Source organism: Acidimicrobiia bacterium (assembly GCA_035471805.1).
Classification (GTDB): Bacteria; Actinomycetota; Acidimicrobiia; order Spongiisociales; family JAHEDJ01; genus JAHEDJ01.
In genome coordinates this window covers 1-13,179 of record DATIPS010000011.1, presented here as the reverse complement: position 1 = coordinate 13,179, position 13,179 = coordinate 1, and the positions used below count along the sequence as shown (strand labels likewise).

The following is a 13,179-nucleotide window of genomic DNA, read 5'->3' as shown; positions in this document are numbered from 1 at the left end:
CGAGGCGACCCCCGGCTTCTTCAGAGGTTCTCTTTCCACCGGTCGTAGACGGGTCTGCGACGTGAACTCACGTCGACGGAGCCCAGGTTCATATGTCGTCATCTTTGATCCAGACGGTCTCCGAGGGGGCGGGAACCCACAATTCGATGAAGGTGAACTCCTCGTCGCCCGGGTTCTCGAACCAGTGGATCTCGTTCTCGTAGATGAGCGCCACATCGCCCGGGCCCAGCTCGAGGGCTTCGTCATTCGCATGGAGGACTCCACGGCCGGAAAGCACGAAGAAGAAGTGCTTGCAGTCCCGGTGGTAGTGGGCGGCCGCCGTATCGCCCGGGTGGTATGTGATCCGATCGGCCTGGAGTTCCCTGGTGCCGAACGTCTCTTCGGTGACGAGATCGATTCTGTCACGGGTATCCCTGGTGGAATGCAGTCTGGGCAGGTTTGCGAAAGACACGACCCGTGCCACTGAGAAGGCTCCCTACGTCGATGAACGGAAGGTACTAGCCTTGCCTTCCACCTGCAAACGTTTGTATGGGAGCAGCAATGGCCTCGGAACTGATCTCCGCGGAACAACTGGCGAAGCCGCTGGTGCGCCGCAAGAAGCTCTCCGCCCGCAACGACGGAACGATGATGACCGTCATCGATACGGGGGAGTTCGGGCTGATGGTCACGGATGAACCCATCGCCCACGGCGGAACCGGGGAAGGGCCATCTCCCCTTCAGGCGGTACTCGGGGCGCTGTGCGGCTGCGAGTCGGTCACCTTCAATCGCACGGCCGCAGAAATGGATTTCGCATACGACGGAATCGACTTCGAGGCAGAGTTCACCATCGACATTCGAGGCCGGCTCGGGGTGCGGGGAGTGAAACAGCACTTCCAGACCATCCGCGTGCAAGCGACCGTGTACACGACCGAGAGCGAAGAGCGACTCCGTGCCGTCATAACGGAGACCGAGGCCCGGTGCCCGGTCTACAACCTGATCTCCGATGCAGGCGTCAAGCTCGAGATGCTGTGGGTACACCAGCCACAGCGAGACGAGCCGGATACGGCCTGACTATCCGCTCTCGAGCCGGTCAATCCAGGTTCGCTCTGACCGTCTCGTAGATCCGATCCACGGACGGCAGAGCCAGATCCTCGAGAATGTCGGCCGACGGCAGCGGTATGTGCGGAGTCGTGATCCGTACAACCGGTCCGTCGAGATCCCAGAAGGACTCCTCGGCCACAATCGAGGCGATTTCCGCACCCCAGCCACACAAACGCGGATTCTCCTCGACTGTGAAGAGGTGTCCCGTTCTGGCGACCGAGCCGAGAATCGTCTGGGTGTCGAGAGGGACGAGCGAGCGCACGTCGATCACCTCGGCAGAAATCCCCTCTTCGGCCAGTCGTTCTGCTGCCTGGAGCGCCCGCGGGACCATCAGAGCCAGCGCCGCGATCGTGCAGTCAGATCCGGGGCGCACGATGGTCGCCTTGCCGAGCTCATCGATGATCTCGCCGTTCGGAACCTCTCCCTTGGTGGCGAAGAGCGACTTGTGCTCGAAGAACACCACGGGATCAGGGTCGCGCACCGCTGCAGCCATCAAACCGACGACATCCGCAGGGTTGGATGGTGCAACCACCTTCAGCCCCGGAATCATCATGCACCAGTTCTCCACGCTCTGACTGTGCTGGGCTCCGAATCGAGACCCGGCACCGTTGGCCGTCCGAATGACGACCGGAACGGTTACCTGACCGCCGGTCATGTACCGGCTCTTCGCCATTTCGTTGGCGACGATATCCCAGCACACGGCGAGAAAGTCGGAGAACATGATCTCGGCGATGACCGGAATCCCGGTCATGGCGGCTCCCATTGCAGCCCCGAGAATCGCCTGCTCCGATATCGGGGTATCACGGACCCGCTTCGGACCGAACTCGTCGAGCAGCCCCACGGTGGTCTTGAACACGCCGCCGGCTCCGGCGATGTCTTCGCCGAGCATCACCAGGCGCGGATCACGACGCATCTCCTGGGCTATTCCGGCCGAGATCGCGTCGCGATAGCTCAGTTCCGCCATGACGCACCTCCGTCCGACCACACGTCCACGAAGAGCTGGTCTGGTGAGGGAGGCACCCCCTGTTTGGCGAACTCGGTGGCTTCCTCAACGCGCTCGGCCACCGACTGTTGGATAGCACCGAGCTCGCCCTCAGAAACACCCAGATCGAGAAGACGCTGGTGGTACATGGGGATCGGATCCCGATCGAGCCAAGCCTCCACCTCTTCGGCCGGCCGGTACTTGCCGGGGTCGGCCCGACTGTGGCCTCCATGCCGGTAGGTGACCGCCTCGACCAACGACGGCCCGTCTCCCCGCCGGGCCCGCTCGAACACCGAGGTGGCCACGTTGTAGACGGCATCTGCATCGTTGCCGTCCACCACGATGCGGTCCAGACCGTAAGCGGCAGCACGGTCGGCCGCCGGATTCGGGACGGCCGAGACCAGATCGATCGGGGTGTACTCCATGTAAAGGTTGTTCTCGCAGACGAAGACGACCGGCAGATCCCAGATCACTGCGAAGTTGAGTGCCTCATGAAATGCGCCGATGTTGGTCGTACCGTCGCCGAAGAAGGCTACCGCCACCTGATCGGTGCCACGCATCTGCGCCGACCAGGCGGCGCCGTTGGCGATACACAGATGGGCGCCGATGATCGCATAGGAACCCATCATTCCGTGCTCCACGGAGGTGAGGTGCATCGAGCCGCCCTTGCCCTTGAGAATGCCGTTCTCACGACCGAGGAGTTCGGCCATGACCGGACCGAGCGGCGCCCCGCGCGCGATCGTGTGCGCATGGCCCCGGTAGGTGGCGAAGGTGTAGTCGTCGGGGTGCATCGCACTACCGAAACCCGCAGCCACAGCCTCCATCCCCAGTGAGAGGTGGCTCGTGCCCTTGACGAGGTTCTCCATGAAGAGGTCGTAGGCACGTTTCTCGAACTGCCGGAGCGACTGCTGCATTTCGTACATCTCGAGGCGGACGTCGACCGGAAGATCCAGATCTGCGTTGGAACGGTCGAGCGGCTCCGGCAATCGGGCCGCCCGCTTCCCGTAGTCGTAGAGTCCCTGCTCCGTGATCTCAGTACTCATTGGCTATCGGCAGTTCTTCGCAGGGAAACAGCGTGATGACCTTGGGACCGTCAGCCGTCACCACGATCTCTTCCTCGATCCGCGCCGCAGAACGGCCGTCGGCGGCCGGGGCGTAGGTCTCGAGAGCGAACACCATCCCCTCCTTGATCTCGACGGGATCGTCGAGCGAGTTCAGCCGGGAGATGATGGGACGCTCGTGCAAACCGACTCCAACCCCGTGACCGAACTGGAGTCCGAAGGCATCCATCTCATCGACGAACCCGAACTCCTCCGCCTTGGGCCACACACGGGCAATCTGGTCTGTCGTGTTACCCGGCCTGACCAGCTCGATCGCCGCATCCATCCACTCGCGGGACTGCTTGAAAGCGTCCCGCTGTGCTTGTGATGCCCGCCCGACGGCGAACGTCCGGTAGTAGCAGGTCCGGTAGCCGTTGAAGACATGAATGATGTCGAAATACGCCTGGTCGCCCGGCCGAATGAGCCGGTCCGAGAAGACGTGCGGATGGGGGCTGCAGCGTTCGCCGGCGATCGAGTTGACCGCTTCCACGAACTCCGATCCCATCTCGAACAGCCGGCCGTGGGCGAGGGCGACCACGTCGCTCTCGCGGACTCCCGGTTTGAGGAACTCGAGTATGTCCTGATAGACCCCGTCCACCATCGCACAGGCCTGCGTCAGGAGCATGATCTCGTCGGGACTCTTGATCTCTCGCGCCATCGCCATAGCCTGCTGGCCGTCGACCACGTCGAGCCCGGCGCCCTGAAGGGCCAGAAAGACGGAGGCTTCGGCCATGTCGAGGCCCAGGGGTTCATTGACGATCCCTTCCTCGCGCAGCGCCGCGGCGATCTCCTCGGCGACACGGGCGGTGAGACCTGTGGCCGGCCCGATGGCGCCTTGAAGCCCGGCATTCCCGCCGATGGAGTTCTCTTCGTCGTAGAGGGAAGGGAGCTGGAGTCGATGAGCCTTGGCCGCCGAGCCGAAGTCCCAGATACGGGGCCGGCCGTTGCGGGTTACCAAAGCCCATCGCTCGCCTTTGTTGAAAGCCCAGTATCCGATGTTCGTGGCGGTGGCGTAGCGAATGTTGGAGGTTTCGAACAGCAAGAGGGCGCCCAGGCCGAAGGCTTCTATCTGCTCCCGCACCCTGGCCAGTCGGTAGTCGCGCAGCCGTCCGAAATCGACGCGCTCCTCCCAGTCGACCGCCATGATTCCCGGCGATGGTGTGGTAGCGACGGGGAACTCAGTCATTACAGCATCCTCTCCCATGAGCTTTGACGTCCGACGGCAGACGTATGGATTGTGTGGCTGTGCATCTCACCTGTCAAAGACAAGCCGGCGCCTCCGGCCCGCCGACATTCTCAAACGGCGCCCGCAGCAGGCTGCTCTGGTTCAAGGCCATCCGAAACCTCGCGACCCTCGGCCACCAGCTCCATTCCGGCGGCATTTGCCTCCATTTGCAGCAGGGCGGCGAAGTCGCCCTCCCCCATGCCTCTACTAATCAACTCAACCACGATCTGGTGGACCAGCGCGGAGGTAGGCATAGGCACGTTGTACTGCCTGGCGGCTTCGAGGCCCAGCTCGAAGTCCTTGCGAAGGAGATGCCCGGTGAACGTCGGGGTCATGTCGAGATTCACAAAGGCCGGAGTCTTGTACTGGCTGAAAAGCGAGCCCATGACACTCCCGTTGATGAACTCGAGGAAGTCCGCCCTCGCCACACCGGCTCTCTCGGCCAGCACCGTGATCTCGGCGAGGGTCTGGGTGTAGATGCCGAGCAGGAGGTTGTGACAGATCTTCACCAGTCGGGCGGAGTCTCCTTCGCCGACGTAGGTGACTTTCGATCCGTAGAGGGCGAGGTAGGGCTCGGCTTCCTCGTAGGCCCGGCGGGGCCCGGAGACGACCGAGGTCAGTTTGCCGGAGCGGACGACATGCGGATTGCCGCTGACCGGAGCGGCCAGCAAGGCCGAACCCCTTGCTTCAACTGCCGCTTGCACCTCCGCCGAAGCCGCCGCCGACACGGTTGAGGAGTCGACGACGATGCGGGGAGTTGCATCGGTCCGTGAGAGGAGGCCGCGCGGTCCATTCACTACTTCGATCAGGTCGGCGGGGCCGGCCACCATAACGAAAACGATGTCGCGATCGGCTAAATCGGCCGGGGAGTCGACGACGGTGGCACCCAGGTCGGCGAGAGGTTCGGCCTTGGATCGGGTTCGATTGAACACCGAAACATCGTGTCCCGCACGGAGCAGTCGCTCGGCGAGCGCGAAGCCCATTCTTCCAGTTCCAATCCATCCGAGCCTGGTCACGTATGCCCCTTTCAACCTTCCGGTCACCGCAGCACCCGGATCGACTGCAAACGATTGTTGCCTCAGCCCGGTCCCCTGTCAAGCGTGCCGCCATCGGCCGCTGCAGATCAGGGGTTCACGGCTCGATTACCGCCCTCCCGACGATCTCGCGGGCGGCGACCAGTCGGTGAAGCTCTTCCGCGTCCTCCAACCCGAATCCGGCCCGCACCACCGGAGAAACCATCCCGTCCGCGGTCATCGCCACGACATCGCCGAGTTCCGACTTCGAAACGTTCCGCGAGCCGAGAATCTCCCACTCGTTGGCATAGATCGTGAGGGTGTTGAGGGGGAACTCGCGGCCGGTGTGAGACCCGACGATCACCATCCGGCCGCCCCTTGCGAGGGCTCTCAGGCTGTCCGGCATGGTGGCGGGACCGACCAGCTCGAGCACACCGTCAACTCCAAGACCGCCGGTCCACTCGCGGGCCACTTCGGAGAAGTCCTGTACCTCGGGGTCAACGGCGATATTGGCCCCGTGGCGCAGGGCCGCATCCAGCTTCTGCTGCCCGAGGTCGACCGCCATCACGAAGGCCCCCATGGCCCTGGCCACCTGGATTGCGTGAATGCCGACCCCGCCGCCGGCACCCGTGATGATGACGTACTCGGCCGGGCGCAAACGCATCCGCTCTGTGAAGGCGTGATACGGAGTGCCCACTGCGTTGGCGAGTACGGATCCCTCGGGAAAACCTATGGAATCCGGCAGTGCCACGAGGTTGGCTGCGGGGACCGTCGTGTACTCGGCGTATCCGCCCGGGGTCTCGATGCCGACATAACCCTGGAAGTCCTCGCAGATCGTTTCCCGGCCGCCCAGGCACTTCCTGCAACGTCCGCAGGTCAGGTACAGGGTGGAGACGGCGCGATCGCCGACTGCCCAGCCCTGAACGGCGGCCCCCACCGCGGCGACCTCCCCCGAGATCTCGTGACCGAGAACGAGAGGAACCTTCGCATTGGCACGTTTACCCGCCCGGATGGTGAGATCGAACTGGTCCACCGCGCAGGCCCGTACCCGCAGCAGAACATCGTCGGGACCAGGCACCGGCACCGGTACCTGCTCCAACACGAGCGGCCCTCCGAATTCATGAAGCACGAGTGCTCGCATCGTCGAGGGATCAGTCATTCGTGGCCACCTTCCGCTGCATTGTCCGGTCCTTCCGGGACATACTCGATCGATCGCATGAGAAACTCGGTTCGATCAACGCCTGATGCCGGCGAGCAGTCTCTGCACGTTCCCGTCGAGTATGAGGTCCCGGTCTGATGCCGTCAGGCCGGGGATGGCCTGCACCGTAGCCACGGGGTCGTCGTCGCCCATCTCAAACGGGTAGTCGCTGCCGAGCAGAACATGTTCGATGCCTGCGAACTCCACGAGGAATGCCAGCACCTCCGGGGAGTGGGTGACGGTGTCGTAATAGAGGTTCTTGAGCCACTCACTTGGTGGCCGGGAGAGGTTGGTGGCTGCGAGCCCGGGTTTGGCGTGATAGGCCCGGTCCAGGCGACCCGCCTGGTAGGGAAGGAAGCCCCCTCCGTGCACGACGCAGACCTGAAGGTCCGGGTACCGCTCGAACACGCCCCCCATGACCATGTGCCCGACGGCTATGGACGTCTCGGCAGGCCTTCCGACGGCGTTGTCCAGGAAATAGCGCTTGACGTTTCGACCGGCGAGCGGGTTGTACGGGTGAATGAGAACCAGGCATCGCAACTCTGCGGCTGCCTCCCAGAATGGATCCAGGTCCCGGTCGTCGAGTTCGGCTCCGTCTACGGTTGCCGCTATCTCCACCCCGGCCATTCCGAGTTCACCGACGGCGAACCTCAGCTCGGCAGCGGACGCCGACGGCGCCTGTAGAGGAACGGTGCAAAGCGGGAGAAACCGATCGGGATACTCGGCGGCGAGTCCTGCCAGACCCTCGTTGTACATCCGCGCGAACCTGGCCCCGGAAGCCGCATCGAGGGCGTAGGCAGTGAGGTCGACGAAACAGGAGATCATCTGCACGTCGACGCCGGCCGCATCCATCGCCGTCAGCCGTCGGTCTACATCGACCAGATCATCGCGAAGAGGTCCGGTCGACACTCTCCCGGCAACGACTACCCGCCGGCGATCGCCGTCCTGCACGATCTCGATCCCGAAACGGTCGGGCGCGTTCTCGAGGGTCTTCAGGACCTCGGGCGGGATGCAGTGGGCATGGACATCGGTACTCACAGCGGCACTCCTTCATCGGCATCCGAACCCCCGGGGGTTTGGGAGAGACCGAATAGACGTTCTACGGGACCGATGAAGGCAATCCGTATGCCGGATGGACACAGCTGCTCCACCCAATCCTCCTCCACGGCTCGGGCGAATCTTATTGCCCTGACCGGCCGGATGCCCGATGACGTGTCAGAGAGTCCCGCCCGCGGCTGCAACGATCAGCCAGACTCCCATGCCCATGAAGGCGGTGGCGGCCGCGTAGATGAGCCGGCGATACCAGGCGCTGTCGACGAAGCGGGTGCCGCGCGATGCCACAACGGCCAGGAGCGCCTTCGTACCGACCAGCAACAGGTAGAAGGGGGCGAGGAAGGCGACCGCCGAAGCGATCGAGTCGTCCCAGGCAGACCGGAGGAGCGGTCCGCCGACTCCGAGCCAGAACAGCCATGGATGCGGATTGAGAAGGTTGGTCAGGAACCCGCGTCGGAGGTCCGCGGCGGGCGGGGCAGTCTCCCGTTCGCCGGATCTCCATCGGAGGGCATCGACGCCCAGGTAGAGGATGAAGAGGCCGCCACCGACGGCCAGCACCCGAACGGCTGGGTCGGGAAGCGCCCCGACGGTGAGCAAACCGGCGGTGATGACGAACACGTCGGTCAGCAACGGAGCGATCGCCACCCGGAGCCCGGCTGCCAATCCGCGCTGCATCGACGTGGTCAACACGAGCATGTGCAGCGGTCCGGGCGAGAGTCCGGCCGCCAGACCGAGACCGAAACCGATAGTCAAGAAGTCCATCTACACCCAGAGTTTCTCAGCAATACTGTCGCTCCCCACGCGCAACAGCATTGCTGAGAATCCGACTGCTGTTTTCTCGGCAATACTGGTGTTCCCCACGCGCAACAGTATTGCCGAGAAACGGTCTTCCTAGCCCATGGCCCGGACCATGGCGGTACCCATGTCGGTCGGGGTTTCCGCTACCTCGATACCCGCCGCGTGCAAGGCGGCGATCTTGGCGGCGGCGGTTCCCTTGCCGCCGGAGATGATCGCTCCGGCGTGTCCCATGCGCTTGCCGGCCGGGGCGGTGGTGCCTGCGATGAAGCCGGCCACCGGCTTGGTCATGTTGTCCTTGATCCACTCGGCGGCGTCTTCCTCGGCGGTGCCGCCTATCTCGCCGATCATTACAACACCCTCGGTGTCCGGGTCGTCGTTGAACTGCTTCAACATGTCGAGAAAGTTGGTGCCGTTGACCGGGTCGCCGCCGATACCGACGGCGGTGGTCTGGCCCAGGCCGAGCCTGGTCAGCTGGTACACGGCCTCGTAGGTGAGGGTGCCGGACCGACTGATGACACCGATCTTGCCCGGCTGATGGATGTAGCCGGGCATGATGCCGATCTTGATCTCGCCCGGGGTGATCACTCCGGGACAGTTCGGCCCGACCAGCCGGGTGTCCTTGTCCGCCAGGTAGCGTTTGGCGCGCACCATGTCGGCGACCGGAACGCCCTCGGTGACGGCCACGATCACCTTGATTCCCGACTCTGCGGCTTCCATGATCGCGTCGGCGGCGAACGGCGGCGGCACATAGACGACGCTGGCGTCGGCCCCCGTCTCCTCGATCGCCTCGAGAACCGACGAGAAGATCGGCAGCTCCACCCGGTAGCGATCCGGCCGGCCCGGCACGCCCGAGTGGTCGGTCGCTCCCTCGAAGACATGGGTCGTCCCGGCCTTCGAGGGATGAACCGCTCCCACCATCTGCGTCCCGTAGGCGATTGCCTTGTCGGTGTGGAACTGGCCGGTCTTGCCGAGCCCCTGGACGATGACCTTGGTGTCTTTGTTGATGAGGATGCTCACTTGGCCAACTCCACGATCTTCTCCGCGCCGTCCTTCATGTCGACGGCAGACACGACGTCCACATCGGACTCTTCGATGATCCGCCGGCCCTCCTCGACGTTGGTGCCCTCGAGGCGAACGACCAGCGGAACCTCGAGCCCGACCTCCTTGACGGCCTGCACGACACCGGAGGCGATCACGTCGCAGCGCATGATGCCGCCGAAGATGTTGACGAAGATCCCCTTCACGTTGGGGTCGCGGGTGATGATGCGGAACCCGGCAGCAACCTGGTCGGCGTCTGCGCCCCCGCCCACGTCGAGGAAGTTGGCCGGCTCACCGCCCACATGCTTGATCGTGTCCATCGTGGCCATCGCCAGTCCGGCCCCGTTGACCAGACACCCGATCGTTCCGTCGAGCTTGATGTAAGAAAGGCCGACGGCTTTGGCTTCGAGCTCGGCCGGGTCTTCCTCCGACTCGTCGCGCATCTCCTCGACTTCCGAATGCCGGAAGAGGCCGCTGTCGTCGAAGGCCATCTTGCCGTCGAGTGCCATGACCCGTCCGTCGGTGGTGATCACCAGCGGGTTGATCTCGATGAGATCGGTGTCGAGTTCGACTGCCAGTTCACTGAGCGCCGCGACGAATTTCACGAAGTTGCGATGCGCATCGCCCTCGAGGTCCAGCCCGTATCCGAGTCGGGCAGCCTGGAAGGGGGCGAGCCCGATGGCGGGATCGATGGTTTCGCGCAGGATCAGTTCGGGGGTCTCTTCGGCAACCTTTTCGATCTCCATCCCGCCCTCGGTGGAGGCCATGACGATGTTGCGCGAAACGCCCCGATCGAGCAGCACGGAGAGGTAGAGCTCCCGGGCGATATCGATCCCCTGCTCGACGTACAGGTGGTTGACCTGCTTGCCCTCTTCGCCCGTCTGAATGGTGACGAGAGTCGACCGCAGCATTCGAGAGGCCAGGTGCCGGACCTGCTCTTCGGCCGCTTCGATTCCGCCGTCGATACCGTCGAGGACGACGTTGACCCCGGCAACGTCCGGGTGCTCCTTGAAGCGCCCCTTGCCGCGCCCGCCTGCATGAATCTGCGACTTGACCACTACGACCGGATTCCCGGTGCTTTCGATCAATGACCTGGCCGCGCCGACCGCTTCGGCGACGGTGGTGACTGCGACGCCTTCGGGGACCGCAATCCCCCGCGCCGCCATCAGCTGCTTTGCTTGATATTCGTGGATCTTCATATCCGTTCCAGTTTTCGGCTTGAACCGGTCCCACCCTCACATTCCGAGACCAATACCCTCGATGCGGACGGTCGGACGCCTCAGCGTTCGGGGATGTTGTTGGCAACCCAGTCGGTGATCGCCGACAGCGGGGCGCCCGGCGTGAATATCTCGGCCAGGCCCGCTTGCTTGAGCTTGGGTATGTCTTCATCCGGAACGATCCCGCCGCCGAACACGACGATGTCGTCTATGTCTCGCTGGCGGAGAATCTCCACTACCCGGGGGAACAGGGTCATGTGGGCGCCGGAAAGAACGGAGAGCCCGATGGCGTCGACGTCCTCCTGGATGGCGGTCTCGACGATCTGGTCGGGCGTTTGATGCAGCCCCGAGTAGATCACCTCGTGTCCGGCATCACGCAGCGCTCTGGCGATGACCTTGGCACCCCGATCGTGGCCGTCGAGGCCGGGCTTGGCGATCAGGATCCTGCGTGGCATGAGGGGAGGATAGCCATTGATCGCATGGCCCCGGCGGTCGTGCGGGCGAGCGTGGTCGACGTCCTGGTACCCGGCACCCGGTACCGGGTACCCTGTGGTCCATGTCCTCTCTCCATGCCATATCCTCACTGAATCAAAGCGTCTGGTCCGATCAGGTCTCGAGGGCCATGCTCGAGAACGGCGACCTCAGGAAGCTGATCGATGAGGACGGTATCAGCGGGGTCACGTCTAACCCGACCATCTTCGCCAACGCCATCACCAAATCGACGGACTACGACGACGTCATCCGCCAGTTGGCAGCCGATGGAGCGAGCACCGAGGCCGTCTACATCGAGTTGGTGAAGCGCGATATTCAGGATGCCTGCGATGTTCTTCTACCCGTATGGGCGAAGAGCGGGAGACTCGACGGCCATGTCTCGGTGGAGGTATCTCCGGAACTCGCCCACGACACGGCCGCCACCATCGCCGACGCGCGTTCCTGGTGGCGGCGAGTGGACCGACAAAACCTCCTGATCAAAGTGCCGGCGACTAGAGCCGGGTTGCCCGCCGTTGAGCAGCTGATCTCCGAGGGGATCTCGGTCAATGTGACACTGATCTTCTCTCTAGATCGCTACCGGGCCGTGACCGAGGCATACCTACGGGGGGTTGAGCGGCTACTCGAGAGTGGGGGCGATCCGACGGGGGTGGCATCCGTGGCGTCGTTCTTCGTGTCGCGGTTCGACGGCGAGGTCGACGGCCGGCTCGAAGCAGTAGGAACTGCGGACGCTCTCGCCTTGAGAGGCAGGACCGCCGTAGCCAACGCCCGGGCCGCCTACGGCGCCTTTCTGGAGATCTTCGCCGGCGATCGCTGGAATGCTCTGGCGGCTGAGGGCACTCAGCTTCAGCGACCGCTGTGGGCAAGCACCAGCACCAAGAACCCGGATTACGACGACCTGCTCTACGTCGAACCGCTGATTGTGGGTAACACGGTCAACACGATGCCGCTGTCGACCATCGACGCCTACCGTGACCACGGAAGCCTCCATCCGCGGCCGTTCGGAACCGGAGAGATAGCCGACGCGCTGAGCGTTCTCGGAGACCTCAGCGCAGCCGGTGTCGACTACGACGACGTTGTCCAGGTGCTCGAAGACGAGGGCGTCGACAAGTTCGTCGTGTCGTACCTTGAGCTGTTGGAGAATATCCGGGAGCAGATGGAGCGCTAGGCCGCCATTCCGTCTGCACAACGAAAGTCCGCGGTCATAAGAACCCGTCGCTCTTTGCTCTATAGGGTGAGGAGGAAGCGGGAGACCAGTGAAGCAAGTGCAGACGAGATCCGATGCTTTCACCGAATTCGTCCGGGAAGCCGAACCCCGCCTACGTCATGCCCTGGTGGCCGGATGGGGCGGCGACCGGGGGCGGGAGGCGACGGCAGAAGCACTCGCCTGGGCATGGGAACACTGGGATCGTGTTGCCGAAATGGAGAATCCGGTCGGATACCTGTACCGGGTAGGACATACGAAAGGGCGCAGACTCCTCCGGCGGCCGGGACGGCTTCCGCGACCCGAGCATGCCGAGATGCCGTGGATCGAGCCGGCGCTGCCCGATGCCCTCGACGCCCTGTCACAACGGCAGCGCACCGCGGTGATGCTCGTCAAAGGCTTCGGATGGACCTACCAGGAGGTTGCCGAACTGCTCGGCATCTCACTGAGTAGCACACAGAAACACGTCGAGCGCGGGCTCTCGAAACTCCGCGCCGCGCTGGAGGTGAGCAAAGATGTATGACCTCGACCGACAGCTCTCGGACCTCGCCACGTTCATCGACGGCGCAGTCGAGCCCGTGACCGCCTCGGACGTGGTCGTGGAGACGGCACCGGCAGCCCGCCGTCCACGCCGGGCCGAGTTGTCGCTGGTGTTCGCCGTGCTGGTGGCGGTGGCGATCGGCGTCGTCATCGTGGTCGCCCCGCTCGGCGATCAGGAGCCGGGCGTCGTCGACGAACCGGCGCCCACCGTCGTGTCGACGACGCTGCCGGCCGATCCGGTG

General features: G+C 64.0%; 15 protein-coding genes. 4 read left to right on the top strand and 11 right to left on the bottom strand.

Features of this window, described 5'->3' with window-relative positions; genetic code table 11:
• Nucleotides 1–88: 88 nt before the first annotated feature.
• On the bottom strand, nt 89–463 hold the full coding sequence (locus VLT15_02475) for a cupin domain-containing protein (GenBank protein HSR44081.1): 375 nt from the start codon (nt 461–463) through the stop codon (nt 89–91).
• Between the two features lie 77 nt (nt 464–540).
• Here VLT15_02475 and VLT15_02470 point away from each other — a divergent pair, with 77 nt between their 5' ends.
• Nucleotides 541–1,050 carry an OsmC family protein gene (locus VLT15_02470; GenBank protein HSR44080.1) on the top strand — a complete coding sequence of 170 codons (510 nt, stop codon included), beginning with the start codon at nt 541–543 and terminating at the stop codon, nt 1,048–1,050.
• Between the two features lie 19 nt (nt 1,051–1,069).
• On the opposite strand, the gene VLT15_02465 is transcribed toward VLT15_02470, so the two are convergent.
• From VLT15_02465 to VLT15_02420, 10 genes are all read right to left on the bottom strand, one after another.
• Nucleotides 1,070–2,044, bottom strand: a complete 975-nt coding sequence (locus tag VLT15_02465) for an alpha-ketoacid dehydrogenase subunit beta (GenBank protein ID HSR44079.1) — start codon at nt 2,042–2,044, stop codon at nt 1,070–1,072.
• Nucleotides 2,032–2,985 (bottom strand): thiamine pyrophosphate-dependent dehydrogenase E1 component subunit alpha, encoded by a 954-nt coding sequence (locus VLT15_02460; GenBank protein HSR44078.1) that lies wholly within the window; start codon nt 2,983–2,985, stop codon nt 2,032–2,034. Before VLT15_02460 ends, VLT15_02465 begins: the two co-directional genes overlap by 13 nt.
• 109 nt (nt 2,986–3,094) lie before the next feature.
• Nucleotides 3,095–4,348, bottom strand: a complete 1,254-nt coding sequence (locus VLT15_02455; GenBank protein ID HSR44077.1) for a Xaa-Pro peptidase family protein — start codon at nt 4,346–4,348, stop codon at nt 3,095–3,097.
• A 110-nt stretch (nt 4,349–4,458) separates the two neighbouring features.
• Nucleotides 4,459–5,403, bottom strand: coding sequence for an NAD(P)-dependent oxidoreductase (locus VLT15_02450; GenBank protein ID HSR44076.1), 945 nt, complete (start codon nt 5,401–5,403; stop codon nt 4,459–4,461).
• Nucleotides 5,404–5,518: 115 nt separating this feature from the next.
• Nucleotides 5,519–6,559: a zinc-binding dehydrogenase gene (locus tag VLT15_02445; protein ID HSR44075.1), complete on the bottom strand. Its 1,041-nt coding sequence runs from the start codon at nt 6,557–6,559 to the stop codon at nt 5,519–5,521.
• A 75-nt stretch (nt 6,560–6,634) separates the two neighbouring features.
• Nucleotides 6,635–7,636, bottom strand: a complete 1,002-nt coding sequence (locus VLT15_02440) for an amidohydrolase family protein (GenBank protein ID HSR44074.1) — start codon at nt 7,634–7,636, stop codon at nt 6,635–6,637.
• 177 nt (nt 7,637–7,813) lie between these two features.
• On the bottom strand, nt 7,814–8,413 hold the full coding sequence (locus VLT15_02435) for a LysE family translocator (protein HSR44073.1): 600 nt from the start codon (nt 8,411–8,413) through the stop codon (nt 7,814–7,816).
• Nucleotides 8,414–8,542: 129 nt separating this feature from the next.
• Nucleotides 8,543–9,466, bottom strand: coding sequence for a succinate--CoA ligase subunit alpha (gene sucD, locus VLT15_02430; GenBank protein HSR44072.1), 924 nt, complete (start codon nt 9,464–9,466; stop codon nt 8,543–8,545).
• Nucleotides 9,463–10,686, bottom strand: coding sequence for an ADP-forming succinate--CoA ligase subunit beta (gene sucC, locus VLT15_02425; protein HSR44071.1), 1,224 nt, complete (start codon nt 10,684–10,686; stop codon nt 9,463–9,465). Before sucC ends, sucD begins: the two co-directional genes overlap by 4 nt.
• A gap of 80 nt (nt 10,687–10,766) precedes the next feature.
• Entirely contained in the window at nt 10,767–11,159 is a 393-nt protein-coding gene (locus VLT15_02420; GenBank protein ID HSR44070.1) for a cobalamin B12-binding domain-containing protein, read from the bottom strand.
• A 101-nt stretch (nt 11,160–11,260) separates the two neighbouring features.
• On the opposite strand from VLT15_02420, the gene tal reads away from it, so the two are divergent.
• The 3 genes from tal to VLT15_02405 all read left to right on the top strand — a co-directional run.
• Complete coding sequence (gene tal, locus VLT15_02415; GenBank protein HSR44069.1) at nt 11,261–12,361, top strand: transaldolase; 1,101 nt, start codon at nt 11,261–11,263, stop codon at nt 12,359–12,361.
• Between the two features lie 88 nt (nt 12,362–12,449).
• Nucleotides 12,450–12,920 (top strand): sigma-70 family RNA polymerase sigma factor, encoded by a 471-nt coding sequence (locus VLT15_02410; GenBank protein ID HSR44068.1) that lies wholly within the window; start codon nt 12,450–12,452, stop codon nt 12,918–12,920.
• A partial coding sequence (locus VLT15_02405) for a hypothetical protein (GenBank protein HSR44067.1) occupies nt 12,913–13,179 on the top strand: 267 nt, incomplete at its 3' end. The genes VLT15_02410 and VLT15_02405, both read left to right, overlap by 8 nt.